Genomic DNA, 14,531 nt, shown 5'->3' with positions numbered 1-14,531 from the left:
CATATACCCTTCATCCAGAGCAGCTGAGGGACTGGCCCGATGACGCTGCGGCAACCCCCTATCGGGAAGGTGCCAATTCCAACGGAACATTCCGACAGATGAAATGAAACCGTATATACGGCCGTCATCTGCATGACGGCCTTTTTTGTTGTTGTTTTTCCCTAGTTACGCCTATTTTAAGGAGTTGATATTGTGATTACACTGAAAAATATTACCAAGACCTACGGCGGCTCGGCTCAGGTCCAGGCCCTGAAAGGCATCAACCTGACCATCGAAGACGGCGAAATCTTCGGTATCATCGGCAAGAGCGGCGCCGGCAAATCGACGCTGGTCCGCTGCATCAATATGTTAGAGAAGCCGACGAGCGGCCAGGTCATCATCGACGACAAGGACCTGACCAAGATGAGTGAATCCCAGTTGCGGGCAGAACGCAAGAACATCGGCATGATTTTCCAGCATTTCAATCTGTTATCATCCCGTACGGTTGCCGAAAACATTGCCTTCCCGCTGGAACTGATTGGGGCCTCGAAAGACGTCATCGAAAAGAAAGTCGCATCTCTTCTGGACCTGGTCGGCCTCAGCGACCGGGCCGGCAATTACCCGTCCCAGCTCTCGGGTGGCCAGAAACAGCGTGTCGGCATTGCCCGCGCCCTGGCCAGCGACCCGAAGATCCTGCTCTGCGACGAAGCCACATCGGCCTTGGACCCGCAGACAACGAAATCCATCCTGGAACTGCTCCAGGACATCAACAAGCGCCTGGGCATCACCATCGTCGTCATCACCCATGAAATGGCCGTCGTCAAGGAAATCTGCCATCGCGTCGCCGTCATCGAAAGCGGCGTCATCAAGGAAATGGGCCGCGTCGTCGACATCTTCACCAATCCTCAGTCCCAGACGATGAAAGACTTCGTCACGTCCATCATCAACATGGAACTGCCGGCAGGCATCAAGAACCTGGGCGTCACCAATCAGCCTGCACCGGACCGCAACATGCTCGTCCGCCTGCGCTTCAAAGGCGCTGCCACCAACGATCCCGTCGTCGCCGACGTCGTCCGCAAGTTCAACGTCGAAGTCAGCGTCCTCTATGGCAACATCGACTATATCCAGGATGAACCCTTCGGCTACCTCATCGTCGTCATCATGGGCGATATGGAAACACAGGCCAAGGCATTCTCGTATATCAAAACATTACCGATTGGAAGTGAGGTTTTAGGTTATGTCCCAAGAAATAATTAAGTTAATGCTCCAAGGCATTCAAGAAACATTCTATATGGTCGCTGTCGCCACGATCATCGGCGGCATCATCGGTATTCCCCTGGGTATCACCCTGGTCACGACCAGCAAAGGCCATATCCTGGAAAACCGCTTCATCAATCAGATTCTTGGAACCATCGTCAACATCATCCGTTCCATTCCGTTCATCATCCTCATGGTCGCCATCATCCCGCTGACGCGCCTCATTGCCGGCACGTCCATCGGTACGACGGCAGCCTGCGTCCCCTTGACCATCGTCGCCATCCCCTTCCTGAGCCGTCTCGTCGAAACGTCCATCCGCGACGTCGATTTCGGCCTCGTCGAAGCGGCCGAATCCATGGGGGCTACGCCCTTCCAGATCATCCGCAAGGTCCTTATCCCGGAAGCCCTGCCGACGATCATCAATAACATCACCGTCCTCATCGTCAACCTCATCGGGGCATCGGCCATGGCCGGCGCCATCGGCGGTGGCGGCCTCGGGGATATCGCCATCCGCTACGGTTACCAGCGATTCCGTCCCGACGTCATGCTGGCGACGATCATCATCCTCATCGTCGTCGTCAACGTCATCCAGGCCGGCGGCGACTTCGCATCGAGAAAAAAGAATAAGAAATGATAGAAAAAGGGCTTGTCGCGTATGCGACAAGCCCTTTTTCTGTAGGGGCCGTCCCGGAGGGCGGCCCGCTCATGACAATGGGTCACGGGAGTCTTACATATACCCGACGGGTTCGTGAATGGGATTCCCACAACGGGGCGCCCCTTGGGACGGCCCCTACAAACCACGAACCACTAACTACGAATCTCCAATGCCCCTACAATATCCTGGATGTGTTCGATGCCTTCGTCCTTACAATACTGGTCCAGGCCTTCGGCGATGGTTTCTACGGCTCTGGGGTCCACGAAGTTATGGGCCCCGACGGCGACGGCGCTGGCACCGGCCAGCATAAATTCGACGGCGTCCTGCCAAGTCGTGATACCGCCCAGGCCGAGGATGGGGATGGATACGGCCTGAGCCGTCTGCCATACCATGCGCAGGGCAATGGGTTTCACAGCCGGGCCGGACAGGCCGCCTGTGATGTTGCCCAACAGGGGGCGGCGGCTCTTGATGTCGATGGCCATGCCCGTCAGGGTATTGATGAGCGATACGGCGTCGGCACCAGCCGCTTCGACGGCTTTAGCCATGACCGTAATATCCGTGACGTTCGGCGACAACTTGACGATGACCGGTTTCTTCGTATGGTCCTTGACGCTGCGCGTGACTGCAGCGGCCGCTTCCGGCTGGGTCCCGAAGACGATGCCCCCTTCTTTGACATTGGGGCAGGAAATATTGACTTCCAGGGCGGCCACACCATCGACGTCGAGCTGGGCTGCCAATTCGCCGTACTCTTCGGCAGTACCGGCCGAAATATTGACGATGAGCGGCGTCTGGCAGGCCTTACGGACCTTGGGCAGGATGTCCCGCTTAAAGACTGCTACGCCCGGATTTTCCAGGCCGATGCAGTTGAGCATCCCTGCCGGCGTTTCGGCGACGCGGACACCGGGATTTCCCGGCCGCGGCAGCGGCGTGATGCCTTTGGAAATGATGGCCCCGACGTGGTCGAGGTCGAGAAAATCACTGTATTCTACGCCGAACCCAAAGGTTCCCGAGGCTCCCATGACCGGTGTCTTCATGGAAATCCCGGCGAATTGGACGGCAATCCGTTCGCTGATCATGCAAAGACCTCCTTCGCGTCAAAAACAGGACCGTCGGCACAGACTTTATAGCGCTTGCCGTCGAGCTGGCTTTCAAAGGTGCAGCCCAGGCAGACGCCGATGCCGCAGGCCATCCGTTTTTCCATAGATACTTCACAGGCGATGCCGGCCTTGGCCGAAGCCTGGGCAATGGTCTTCATCATGACCGTCGGGCCGCAGACCGATACGCGGTCGATGGGCTGATTGGCAAAAATCTGCGGCAGCGCATCGACGGCAAAGCCTTTGATGCCCTGCGAGCCGTCGTCAGTCGTCACGTAGATCCGGCCGGCATAGGGTTCAAAGAACTTCGTCCAGAACGTTTCGGCTGCCGTCTTTCCGGCGACGAGCACGACGGGATGGTCCAGGCGCTTGGCCAAGAAGATGAGCGGTGCCAGGCCGACGCCGCCGCCAGCCAGCAGGACCTTGCCCGGTGTCGTCGTAAAGACGCCTTCCCCTAACGGGCCTTCGACGCTGAGTGCATCGCCCTGGCGCAAGGTCTTCATTTCGGCCGTACCGACGCCGACCAGGCGGTAAATAATAGTCACATTGCCCGATTCCGTATCGGCATCGACGATGCCGAAAGGACGGCGTAAAAAGGTCTGTCCCCCATCGCGGTGGACATTGACAAACTGACCGGGCCGCGCTTCTCTTGCGATTTGCGGCGCATGGAATACCATTTTCCAGACTTCGGGAATAATGGCTTCATTCTCGACGATAGTCGCCATTTCCAAGAATTTTTTCACCCTCTGATCATCCTTCCTCTGTTTGCAATAAGTCGTCTTTATTGTACCACAGAACTGCCGATTTTCGTAGCCGCGATTATAACTGCCGCTTCTTGCCGATTTCCTGGCGCATCTTCTTTATATTGTCCCGGATAAGTCGTCTTTATTGTACCACAGAACTGCCGATTTTCGTAGCCGCGATTATAACTGCCGCTTCTTGCCGATTTCCTGGCGCATCTTCTTTATATTGTCCCGGAAAAGGCCTTCTTCCTGCATGGCGATCCGCGTATAGAGGACGTCGCCGATGGCCATGTGAATCAGGCGCGATGCCCCGGCTTCCGACGTATACTGGACTTCACGGCCCATGCCGCACAGGCAGACATCGGCTTCCCCGGCCAAAGGCGACTGGCCGTGGCTGGTGATGACGATGACCTTGCCGCCGGCCGCCTTGGCAGCCCGGACGGACTGGAGCAGTTCCTTCGTCGCCCCGCTGTGGGACACGGCCAGGACGACATCTGCTGGCGTCATGAGCGCCGCTGCCGTCACCTGCATATGGGAATCGGCATATTCCCGGATGGCCAGGCCCAGGCGCAGGAACCGCGTGGCCATATCCATGCAGACTGTCGCCGAATTGCCGAAGCCAAAGACATAAATCCGCCGGGCCTTCAAGATGAGCCGGGCCGCTTCATCGACGGCATCATAATCGAGGAGGCTCAGCGTATCCTGCAAACCTTCGGCGATATTGGCAAAAACCTTGGACGCCACCTGGCGGCCCGTATCGCCGGCCTGGATATCGTGGAAGTCCTTCTGCGGCGCTGCCGACAAATCGGCAGCCAGCATGAGCTTCAATTCCTTCAACCCGCTGCAGCCCAATTTCTTGCAAAACCGGGAAATGGTGATTTCCGAACTCTGCGCATGAACGGCCAGGTCCGCTACGGTCTCTTCCATGACCTCGCCGGGATGATCGACAATATAATCGGCAATACGGCGCTCTGACTTGGTCAGACCGCCGTATGCACTGCGCAGGACAGGAAATACCTGGAGCTTCATTTCTTCCATCGTCTTCCCTCCTACTTTCATATTCACTTTTATTTTAGCCTACAAAGAGATTCAAAACAAGTACACCAGCTAAACCCATGACGGCAATGATTGTTTCCAGGGCGCACCACGTGCGGACGGTCTGTTTGACCGTCAGGCCGAAAAATTCCTTGAACAGCCAGAAACCAGGGTCATTCGGCGGGCTGAAGATGAGCGAACCGGCGCCCGTAGCCAGGACCATCAGTTCCGGATTGGCACCGGTGACGGCGCAGATAGGGGCGGCAATACCGCCAGCCGTCAGGGCTGCTACCGTAGCCGAACCGCAGGCCGTGCGGATGACGGCAGCGACCAGCCAGGCCAGGAGCAGCGGCGATAAATCGGAACCAGCGACGAGATTACCGATGTACGTGCCGACACCGCTGTCGATGAGGACCTGTTTCAAGGCACCGCCACCGCCGACGATGAGCAAGATCATGGCAATGGTCAGGACGGCATCCTGGACGGTCTTCATGACATCTTCCATGGATTTGCCCCGGCCCAGGCCGAAGGTATAGATAGCGATGGCGACGGAAATGGTCAGGGCAATGTCCGGCTGACCGAAGAAGGTCAGGATATGGCGGGCCGGGACATCGGCACCCATGGTCAATTTGGCAATAGCCGAAGCAGCCATGAGGATGACCGGGACCAGCGCCGTGAAGACGGAAATACCAAAGCCAGGCATTTCGTCGTCCTTAAAGATTTTCGGGTTGTACATGCCCTTGGGGATTTCCGGATTGATGTCCCGCGTCAGCGTGCAGTACAGCGGGCCGGCGACGATGGCCGTCGGGATGGCGATGATGGCACCATAGACCAGGGTCGTGCCGATATCGGCATTATAAATGATGGAAATCGCTGTCGGGCCCGGATGAGGCGGCAGGAAGCCGTGCGTGACCGACAAGGCCGCAGCCATAGGGATACCGACTTCCAGCAGGGGAATCTTGGCTTCCGCCGCAATGGTGAAGACCAAGGGGATGAGCAGGACGAAGCCGATTTCATAGAACAAGGCGATACCGACGATGAAGCCCGTCAGGCAGACGGCCCATTTGACCTTTTCCCGGCCGAAGACGTTGATCAGTGTCGTCGCAATGCGCTGGGCACCGCCGCTTTCAGCCATGAGCTTGCCCAGCATGGCGCCGAAGGAAACGACGATGGCCAGGCCGCCGAGGGTCCCGCCCAGCCCTTTTTCAATGGTCGGGATGAGCTTGTCGATAGGCATGCCTTCGGCCAGGCCGACGGCGCCGGCGACGAGGAGCAAAGCCAAGAAACTGTTGAGCTTGACTTTGACGATGAGGAAAAATAAGACGAGAATGCCAATAGCGAGTATGACGAGTGGCATAATGAGAAACCTCCTTTATTTTGTATAATGTTCATGCCAATGGTGATGGAAGGTGCCGGCTTTATCGACGCGCTGGAACGTATGGGCGCCGAAATAGTCGCGCAGGGCCTGGATGAGGTTGGCTCCGACCTGAGGGCTGCTGTAGGCGTCGAGGTATTGGAGCGAAGCCGAGAAGGCCGGAATGGGAAGGCCGTTGGCAATGGCCAGGCCGATGATCTGCCGCAGGGCGCCCTGGTTGGCATTGATTTTAGCCAGGAAGAAATCGTCGAACAAGAGATTATCCAGCTCCGGATTCTTGTCATAGGCTTCGGTGATCTTGGTCAGAAATTCGGCCTGGATGATGCAGCCGGCCCGGAAAATGGAAGCGATGGCGCCGTAATCGAGGTGCCAGTCATACGTTTCCGAAGCACTCTTGTAGAGGGAAAAGCCCTGGGCATAGGCGACGATCTTGGCCGCATACAGGCTCTGGCGGACGGCTTCGACGAAGTCCGGGCCGCTCTGGGCCGTCAGGGCCGGCTTGGCAATGACATCCTGCGCTTTGGCACGGCCTGGTGCGTTGGACATGACGCGGGCATTGCAGGCTGCCGTAATCATGGAAATATCGACACCCTGTTTCATCGATTCGATGCTCGTCCAGCGGCCGGTCCCCTTCTGACCGGCGGCGTCTACGATCTTATCCAGGACCTGTCCGCCTGCTTCGTCGTCTTCGGCAAAAATATCCGCGGCGATACCGATGAGGAAGCTCTTCAGTTCGCCCTGGTTCCATTCATGGAAAATCTTAGAAATGGCGGCGTTATCGTAACCGCCGACGTGTTTGAGCAATAAATAAGCTTCGGCGATGAGCTGCATATCGGCGTATTCGATGCCGTTGTGGACCATCTTGACGTAATGGCCGGCGCCGTCTTCGCCGATATAAGTGCAGCACGGCTTGCCATCAGCCGCTTTGGCCGCAATGGCTTCGTAAATGGGCTGGATTTCAGGATACGTTTCCTTATTGCCGCCCGGCATGATGGCCGGACCGCGGCGGGCGCCCGTTTCCCCGCCCGAAATGCCCATGCCATAGAAATGGATGCCGTCTTCTTTGCAGCGGTCGTAGCGGCGGCGCGTATCGCCGAAATAGGAGTTGCCGCCGTCGATGATGATGTCACCTGTATCCAGGAGGGGCAGCAGCTGGTCGAGCATGCTGTCCACAGGCGCACCGGCCATGATCATGAGCATGATTTTGCGCGGCCGCTTCAGGGAAGCCAGGAAATCCTTCAGCTCGAAGTAGCCCGTAATCTTGTCATGGGGCCGTTCCTTGAGGAACTGTTCCGTCAAATCCGGCGTATAGTTGTAGACCGAAACGTCGTAGCCGTGGTCGGCCATGTTCAGGGCCAGGTTACTGCCCATGACGGCCATGCCGACGACGCCAATATCGTGAAGTGCCATAGGTATCTCTCCTTTTCACTGGAAATTATAATTTCTGCTGGTATGCCGTAATGTCGGCAAATTCTCCCTGCAAGTTATGGTAGAGCTGGACGAAGATGTCGTAGAGCTGCTGGTAGACGGCTACGTTTTCTTCGATAGGCGTATAGATTTTCTTGGCGTGGACCAAGTCGGCCGTATCGGCGATGCTCTTCAATTTGCCGCTGGAAATGAATCCCAGCACGGCCGCCCCGAAAGCAGCGCCTTCACTGTTGTCCGGCAGGGTGATGGGCTGATTGAGGACGTCCGATAAAATCTGGAGCCACAGTTTCGACTTGGTGAAGCTGCCGCTGACGCGGATGTCCTTGATGTCGCCAAATTCCTTGAGAGCTGCCATGACGCTGTTTAGGCTGTAGCAGATGCCTTCCATGACGGCGCGGATCATGTGGGACCGGCTGTGATTGAGGGAAAAGCCGAAGAACATGCCCCGCAGTTCCGAGTTCCAGTATGGCGCCCGTTCGCCCGTAAAATACGGCAGGCAGATGAGACCGTCGGCGCCGGCATCGACGTGTTCTGCCTTCATGGTCATCAAGTCATAGGGGTCGATGTCCAGCGTTTCCAGGGCACTGCCGCCGTAATGGCAGATTTTGTCGCGGACCCAGCGCAGGATCATGCCGCCGTTGTTGATGGCTCCGCCGGCGACCCACATGTCGTCGGTCAGGTTATAGCACCACGTGCGCATCTGCGGGTCCGTCTTGGGCTGGCGGGTCAGCATGCGCAGGGCGCCGCTGGTCCCGATGGTCCCGCTGAGCTGGCCCGGTTCGACGGCACCGATGCCGACGTTGACCAGGACGCCATCCGTAGCGCCGATGACGACGGGAAGGCCGGCCGGCAGGCGCAAAATCTTGGCAGCGTCTTCACACAAACCCTGGCTGTACGTCGTCGATACGACAGGCGGCAGCTGGTCTTTAGTGACACCGGCATAGGCCAGGATTTCATCATCCCAATCCAAGGTCCGTTCGTTGTACATGCCGCTCGTGCTGGCTGCGGACTTGTCGATGACCCATTGGCCCGTCAAGTGATAGAACAAATAATCTTTCAATGATCCGACATAGCGCATCTGGCGGAAGAGTTCCGGCTGGTTCTGGCGCAGCCAGATGATTTTGGCCAGGGGATAGCAGGCGTGGATGGGGCAGCCCGTCCGTTCATAGAAAGACCGGCACAAGCCTTCGTCTTTCTTCATTTCCCGGACAATAGACGCGCTGCGGCTGTCAGCCCAGGTCTGCATGTCCATGAGGGGTTCTTTGCCTTCGTCGAGGCCGGCGAAACTGTGCATGACCGTGCTCAGGGCGATGCCGGCCAGCTCCTTGTTCTTATAGCGAAGCTGAGCGGCCGTCTTACTGATGACTTCCTGGACGGCTTCCAGGATCTGGAGCGGGCTTTCTTCGGCCCAATCCGGATGGGGTGTCAACAAAGGATAAAAAGCTTCCGACGAGCAGACATTGGTCCCGTCTTCCGTATAAGCAATGGCCCGGACGCCAGTCGTACCGACGTCGACGCCGATCCACACTTCCTGGTTCGCCGAATCCATAGGCGTAATGGTATTCATGAGTCATACTCCCTTTCACGTATTTGGCTAAGGAATCTTCTTGATGACTTTATGATACCATTTCCATGGACTATATGCAATAAAAATATCATTTTAAATTTTATACTTCGATACTTTTATATCATAAAAATAGGCTGCGCTATGCGTATAAGGAAAAATCAGCCGTTAGCGGTTAGCGGCTGGTTTTGCGAACCACGAACAGCAGCCTGCGTATTTGCTTTTTTGCCCTTTCTGTGCTATAGTATTTTTGCAAAAGATTATTGTATGAAGGCTTCTGTCATCATACATTTTTCTTTATTTTTAGTGTTTGAAGTTTGACGTATGAAGTTTGACGTAAGGGCCTTTAAATTCCATCTACATCAAACATCAAACTTTTAACTTCAAACTGATAATAGCTGTCTTATTAGTTATGACAACTATTATCATGTAATCATGATATTTACAGGAGGGATTCCCATGAAAGTTATCTTATTGAATGGCAGCCGCCGCGAAAAAGGCTGCACCTATACAGCACTGTCTGTCGTCGCCGATACGCTCAAAGAAAACGGCATCGATGCAGAAATCGTCCATGCCCTTCCCGATGACGCCATCGTCGACGCTGTCGCCGAAAAAATGAAGACCGCCGACGGCCTGGTCATCGGCTCGCCGGTCTACTGGGCTTCGCCGTCTGGTGAAATCATCTCCTTCATGGATAAACTGGCTGGTAAAGCCGGTGCTGCCCTGACCCATAAAGTCGGCGCTACCGTCACCTCGGCCCGCCGTGCCGGCACGACAGCCACGCTGGACGTCCTCAACAAATACTTGTCCTACCATCAGATGGTCAGCGTCGCTTCCAACTACTGGCCCATGGTCCACGGCAATACGCCGGAGGACGTCAAGAAAGATGAAGAAGGCCTGCAGATCATGCGGACCCTCGGCCGCAACATGGCCTGGATCCTGAAATGCATCGAAGCCGGCAAAAAAGCAGGCATCGAAGCCCCGGCAACAGAAGCGAAGATCATGACCAACTTCATCCGCTAAGGACTCGTAGGGATAAGAAATCGTAGGGGCCGTCCCAAAGGGCGGCCTGCTCTCGTAACCCACTGGCTCTCCTCATAGGAGAGCTGTCAGCGATGCTGACTGAGAGGTTGCTTTTCATAGTTGTTGGCATGAAGTTACTACAAACTGCAAACTTAATACTCGAAAAAGAGGCTGTCACACAAAGACAGCCTCTTTTTCACTCAGAAATTTGTTGTATTTACTACAGCTTTTTCCTCTTATAATGGTATAATAGAAGGCGTACAACTTTGAAAGGGAGTTCCGTTTATGTATCCTATTAACCTCGATCTTACCGGTCAGGCCTGTCTGGTCCTCGGCGGCGGCAGCGTCGCCGAACGCAAGGTCCGGCGTCTCCTCGATGAAGGGGCCGTCGTAACGGTCATTGCACCGGCCTTGACACCAGCTTTGCAGATTCTGGCCGAAGAACATCAACTGTCCTGGCAAAGGCGGACCTATCAGCCTGGCGATGAAACCACCTTCTTCCTCATCATCTGCGCCACCGATGACGAGGCCGTCAGCCAAGCCGTTTCAGCTGCTGCCAAAGCCCAGGGGAAACTGCTCAATGTCTGTGACGTCCCGGACCTGTGCAACTTCACCCTGCCCTCCATCGTCCGCCAGGGCGACCTGCAGCTCACCATCTCCACCAACGGCAAGGCGCCGGCCTTTTCGCGCTGGCTCCGGAAGCACTTGGAACAGCACTTCGACGAACGCTATGGCCGCTGGATGGCTGAACTGGCCGCTATCCGCAAAGAGGGCCAGGCCCTCCTCGCGACCAGCCGGGACCGCCAGGCCTTCTGGCGCCAGGCCCTGACCGATGACGTCATGGACCTGGTAGAAAACAACGAAATCGACGCCGCCAGCTCCCTCCTCCGGAAGCGGCTGGCCGCCTGGGAAAGGAAAAACCATGAAACGTAATCTGACTATCGGTACGCGGCGCAGCCAGCTGGCCCTGTGGCAGGCCAACTACGTCGCCGAAGCCCTGCGCCGGCACGACCCGGAACTGACCGTCCAGCTCCAGCACATCGTCACGCAAGGCGACAAAATCCTCGATGTCCCTTTGGCCCGCATCGGCGGCAAAGGTCTGTTCACGACAGAACTGGAACAACGCCTCCTGGACGGCACCATCGACCTGGCCGTCCACAGTCTGAAGGACCTGCCGGCGGACGTCCCGGACGGCCTCTGCCTGGCAGCCATTACGGCCCGCCACCATGTCCACGACGCCTTCGTTTCCAATACCTATGCGTCCCTGGAAGCCCTGCCGGCCGGTGCCCGTATCGGCACGTCGAGCCTGCGCCGCAAGGCCCAGCTCCTCCACACCCGGCCTGACCTGTTCGTCGCCGATCTGCGGGGCAACGTCGACACGCGCCTGAAGAAGCTCGACGACGGCCAATACGACGCCATCATCCTGGCCGAAGCCGGTCTGCAGCGCCTGGGCCGGGCCGACCGCATCACACAGCTCCTGCCCGTCGATACGATGATTCCCGCCGTCGGCCAGGGCGCCCTGGCCATCGAAACCCGCGCAGACGACGAATCGTTGAAACAGGCCCTGGCCTTCCTCAATGACGAAGGCACCGCCGCTGCGACGACGGCCGAACGGACCTTTCTGGCCGCCATCAACGGCAGCTGCCAGGTCCCGGTCGGCGTCTACGGCACCGTCCAGGACGGCATCCTGACGCTGCAGAGCATCATCGCCGCTCCCGACGGCAGCCAGGTCTGCCGCACGACGACACGCGGCTCCGCGGCGGACAGCGCCGCCATCGGCCACGAGGCCGCCTGCACACTCCTCGACGACGGCGGCCGCCGCATCCTCACTGATTTGGGCATCATCCCGACCTATTAAGGAGGTTCTCTCTATGAACGGTATCGTTTATCTCACTGGCGCCGGTCCCGGCGACTACCGCCTGCTCACCCTGCGGGGCCGGGAGGTCCTGGAACGGGCCGATGTCGTCATCTACGACTATCTGGCCGATCCGCGCCTTCTAGAATTTGCTCCGCCAACAGCGGAAAAAATATATGTCGGCAAAAAAGCGGCCGACCACACCTTGTCCCAAGACAAAATCATCGACCTGCTCATTGCCAAAGCCAAAGAAGGCAAGATTGTCGTCCGTCTCAAAGGCGGCGACCCCTTCGTCTTCGGCCGCGGCGGCGAAGAAAGCCGGGCGCTCCACGACGCGGGCCTGCCCTTTGAAATCATCCCAGGCGTCACGTCGGCCATCGGCGCCCCGGCCTATGCCGGTATCCCCGTGACCGACCGGACGGCGGCTTCGTCCTTTGCCGTCGTCACAGGTCACGAAGACCCGACCAAAGGCCAGTCATCGATTCACTGGGACAAACTGGCAACGGCCGTCGATACGCTGGTCTTCCTCATGGGCGTCCACAACCTGCCATCCATCACCCAGCAGCTCGTCGCCCACGGCCGTCCTGCGACGACGCCGGCAGCCCTGGTCCGCTGGGGCACCAAGGCCGACCAGGAAACGCTGGTGGCTACGGTCGGAGATATCGCCGAAAAAGCGGCGGCCTGCCATTTCAAGGCACCGGCCGTCTTCATCGTCGGCGACGTCGTCGCCCTGCGGCCGTCCATGCAGTGGTTCGACACGAAGCCCCTCTTCGGCCTGACCATCGCCGTCACCCGGACCCACGCCCAGGCGCCGGACCTGACACATCGCCTGGAAGAACTGGGTGCCCGCTGCCTGGAAGTGCCGACCATCCGCATCACGCCGCCGACAGACGGCTACCAGGCGCTGGATACTGCCATAGCGGACCTGGAACATTACGACTGGGTCATCTTCACCAGCACCAACGGCGTCGATGCCTTTTTCCGCCGTCTCCAGCATCACGGCCGCGACAGCCGTGCCCTGGGCCGGGCCAAACTGGCCGCTATCGGCAGTGCCACGGCCAAGGCCCTGACAGCTTACGGCCTCCAGGCTGACGTCGTCCCCGGCGCCTACTGTGCCGAAGACCTGGCCGCCGCCCTGGAGCCGCACCTTTCCGGCAAAGAACGCATCCTCATCCCCAGGGCCAAAGAAGCCCGGTCGGTCCTGCCCGACACACTGCGCCGCTGGGGCGCCGTCGTCGATGTCTGCCAGGCCTATTGCACCGTCGAAGCCAGCGAAAACGGCGCCGTCCTGAAAGACCTCCTGGCCCGCCAGACCATCGACGTCGTGACCGTCACCAGCTCGTCAGCCGTCCGCAGTTTCCTCTCCCTGAGCCAGGCCCAGGCCAGCGACCTGGATGATATCACCTTCGCCTGCATCGGCCCCATCACGGCCCGTACCTGTCAGGAAGCGGGCCTGAAAAAAATAGTGACAGCCCAGACCTACACCATTGCCGGCCTGGCTGAATGTATTACAGATTGGAGAATCAAACAGTCATGAAATTGAATACCTTACGCCCCCGCCGCCTGCGCCTTTCCGCTCCCCTGCGCGCTATGGTCCGGGAAAACCATGTATGCCTCAACGATTTGATTTACCCTATCTTCGTCGTCCCCGGCACGAATGTCAAAGAAGAAATCCCCAGCATGCCCGGCTGTTATCACCTGTCCGTAGACAACGCCGTCCGCCTGGCCGAAGACATCTATGCCTTAGGGCTGCGGGCCATCGAAGTCTTCGGCCTGCCGGCTTACAAAGACGAAATCGGTTCCAGCGCCTGGGACCCGCAAAGCCCGGTCCAGTGCGCCATCCGGGCCATCAAGAAAGCCCTGCCGGACATGGTCATCGTCGGTGACGTCTGCCTCTGCCAGTACACCGACCACGGTCACTGCGGCCAGATCAAAGACCACTACGTCGATAACGACGCCACGCTGAAACTGCTCAACAAAGTCGCCGTCAGTCAGGCCGAAGCCGGTGCCGACATCGTCGCCCCGTCGGACATGATGGACGGCCACATCGCCTCCATCCGCCAGGCCTTGGATGAAGAAGGCTTCATCAACACCATCATCATGTCCTATGCCGCCAAATATGCCTCCGGCTTCTACGGTCCCTTCCGCGACGCCGCCGATTCGGCACCGCACTTCGGCGACCGCCGCCAGTATCAGATGGACCCGGCCAACGGCCGCGAAGCCATGAAGGAAATCGACCTCGACCTGGAAGAAGGCGCCGACATCATCATGGTCAAGCCGGCCCTGTCCTACCTGGACATCGTCTACCAGGCCCGCCAGCGCTGCCAGCGGCCCATTGCCACGTACAACGTCAGCGGCGAATACGCCATGGTCAAAGCGGCTGCCCGCAATGGCTGGATCGACGAAAAGCGCATCGTCATGGAAGAATTGACCAGCATGAAGCGCGCCGGTGCGGACATCATCATCACCTACCACGCCGTCGACGTCGCTAAGTGGCTGAAGAACGACGAAGTCGAGGCCTAA

The 14,531-nt window shown here is 58.0% G+C and carries 13 protein-coding genes and 1 riboswitch; of the genes, 7 read left to right on the top strand and 6 right to left on the bottom strand.

The features are described 5' to 3' along the window. Positions 1-7 precede the first annotated feature (7 nt). Positions 8-105, top strand: a riboswitch (SAM riboswitch). 87 nt (positions 106-192) lie between these two features. Continuing rightward, positions 193-1,236 (top strand): methionine ABC transporter ATP-binding protein, encoded by a 1,044-nt coding sequence (locus C6362_RS09930; RefSeq protein WP_014016803.1) that lies wholly within the window; start codon positions 193-195, stop codon positions 1,234-1,236. Then, the gene (locus tag C6362_RS09925; RefSeq protein WP_014016804.1) at positions 1,217-1,870 is read left to right on the top strand and encodes a methionine ABC transporter permease; all 654 of its coding nucleotides are present in this window, start codon (positions 1,217-1,219) and stop codon (positions 1,868-1,870) included. The genes C6362_RS09930 and C6362_RS09925 overlap by 20 nt, the downstream gene beginning before the upstream one ends. Before the next feature lie 173 nt (positions 1,871-2,043). Here C6362_RS09925 and C6362_RS09920 read toward each other — a convergent pair whose 3' ends face one another. From C6362_RS09920 to C6362_RS09895, 6 genes are all read right to left on the bottom strand, one after another. Further along, a complete protein-coding gene (locus C6362_RS09920; protein WP_014016805.1) occupies positions 2,044-2,967 on the bottom strand; it encodes a dihydroorotate dehydrogenase in 924 nt (307 codons plus the stop codon). After that, positions 2,964-3,728, bottom strand: a complete 765-nt coding sequence (locus C6362_RS09915) for a dihydroorotate dehydrogenase electron transfer subunit (RefSeq protein WP_014016806.1) — start codon at positions 3,726-3,728, stop codon at positions 2,964-2,966. Before C6362_RS09915 ends, C6362_RS09920 begins: the two co-directional genes overlap by 4 nt. Before the next feature lie 180 nt (positions 3,729-3,908). Beyond that, positions 3,909-4,766, bottom strand: a complete 858-nt coding sequence (locus C6362_RS09910) for a MurR/RpiR family transcriptional regulator (protein ID WP_014016807.1) — start codon at positions 4,764-4,766, stop codon at positions 3,909-3,911. A gap of 34 nt (positions 4,767-4,800) precedes the next feature. Then, complete coding sequence (locus C6362_RS09905) at positions 4,801-6,120, bottom strand: gluconate:H+ symporter (protein WP_014016808.1); 1,320 nt, start codon at positions 6,118-6,120, stop codon at positions 4,801-4,803. Between the two features lie 15 nt (positions 6,121-6,135). After that, a complete protein-coding gene (gnd, locus tag C6362_RS09900; protein WP_014016809.1) occupies positions 6,136-7,548 on the bottom strand; it encodes a decarboxylating NADP(+)-dependent phosphogluconate dehydrogenase in 1,413 nt (470 codons plus the stop codon). Positions 7,549-7,573: 25 nt separating this feature from the next. Continuing rightward, positions 7,574-9,133, bottom strand: a complete 1,560-nt coding sequence (locus C6362_RS09895; protein WP_014016810.1) for a gluconokinase — start codon at positions 9,131-9,133, stop codon at positions 7,574-7,576. A 456-nt stretch (positions 9,134-9,589) separates the two neighbouring features. On the opposite strand from C6362_RS09895, the gene C6362_RS09890 reads away from it, so the two are divergent. The 5 genes from C6362_RS09890 (at position 9,590) to hemB (ending at position 14,531) form a co-directional block, all read left to right on the top strand. Next, on the top strand, positions 9,590-10,153 hold the full coding sequence (locus C6362_RS09890) for a flavodoxin family protein (RefSeq protein ID WP_014016811.1): 564 nt from the start codon (positions 9,590-9,592) through the stop codon (positions 10,151-10,153). A 285-nt stretch (positions 10,154-10,438) separates the two neighbouring features. Beyond that, complete coding sequence (locus C6362_RS09885) at positions 10,439-11,086, top strand: precorrin-2 dehydrogenase/sirohydrochlorin ferrochelatase family protein (protein WP_014016812.1); 648 nt, start codon at positions 10,439-10,441, stop codon at positions 11,084-11,086. Continuing rightward, the gene (gene hemC, locus C6362_RS09880; RefSeq protein WP_014016813.1) at positions 11,076-12,011 is read left to right on the top strand and encodes a hydroxymethylbilane synthase; all 936 of its coding nucleotides are present in this window, start codon (positions 11,076-11,078) and stop codon (positions 12,009-12,011) included. Before C6362_RS09885 ends, hemC begins: the two co-directional genes overlap by 11 nt. A gap of 13 nt (positions 12,012-12,024) precedes the next feature. Then, the gene (gene cobA, locus C6362_RS09875; RefSeq protein ID WP_014016814.1) at positions 12,025-13,545 is read left to right on the top strand and encodes a uroporphyrinogen-III C-methyltransferase; all 1,521 of its coding nucleotides are present in this window, start codon (positions 12,025-12,027) and stop codon (positions 13,543-13,545) included. Further along, positions 13,542-14,531: a porphobilinogen synthase gene (gene hemB, locus C6362_RS09870; protein WP_014016815.1), complete on the top strand. Its 990-nt coding sequence runs from the start codon at positions 13,542-13,544 to the stop codon at positions 14,529-14,531. Before cobA ends, hemB begins: the two co-directional genes overlap by 4 nt.

Origin of the sequence: Megasphaera elsdenii DSM 20460 (assembly GCF_003010495.1) — a bacterium.
GTDB classification, from domain to species: Bacteria; Bacillota; Negativicutes; order Veillonellales; family Megasphaeraceae; genus Megasphaera; species Megasphaera elsdenii.
The sequence above is the reverse complement of the archived record's forward strand: the minus strand, read 5'-3'. Positions and strand labels throughout refer to the sequence as shown.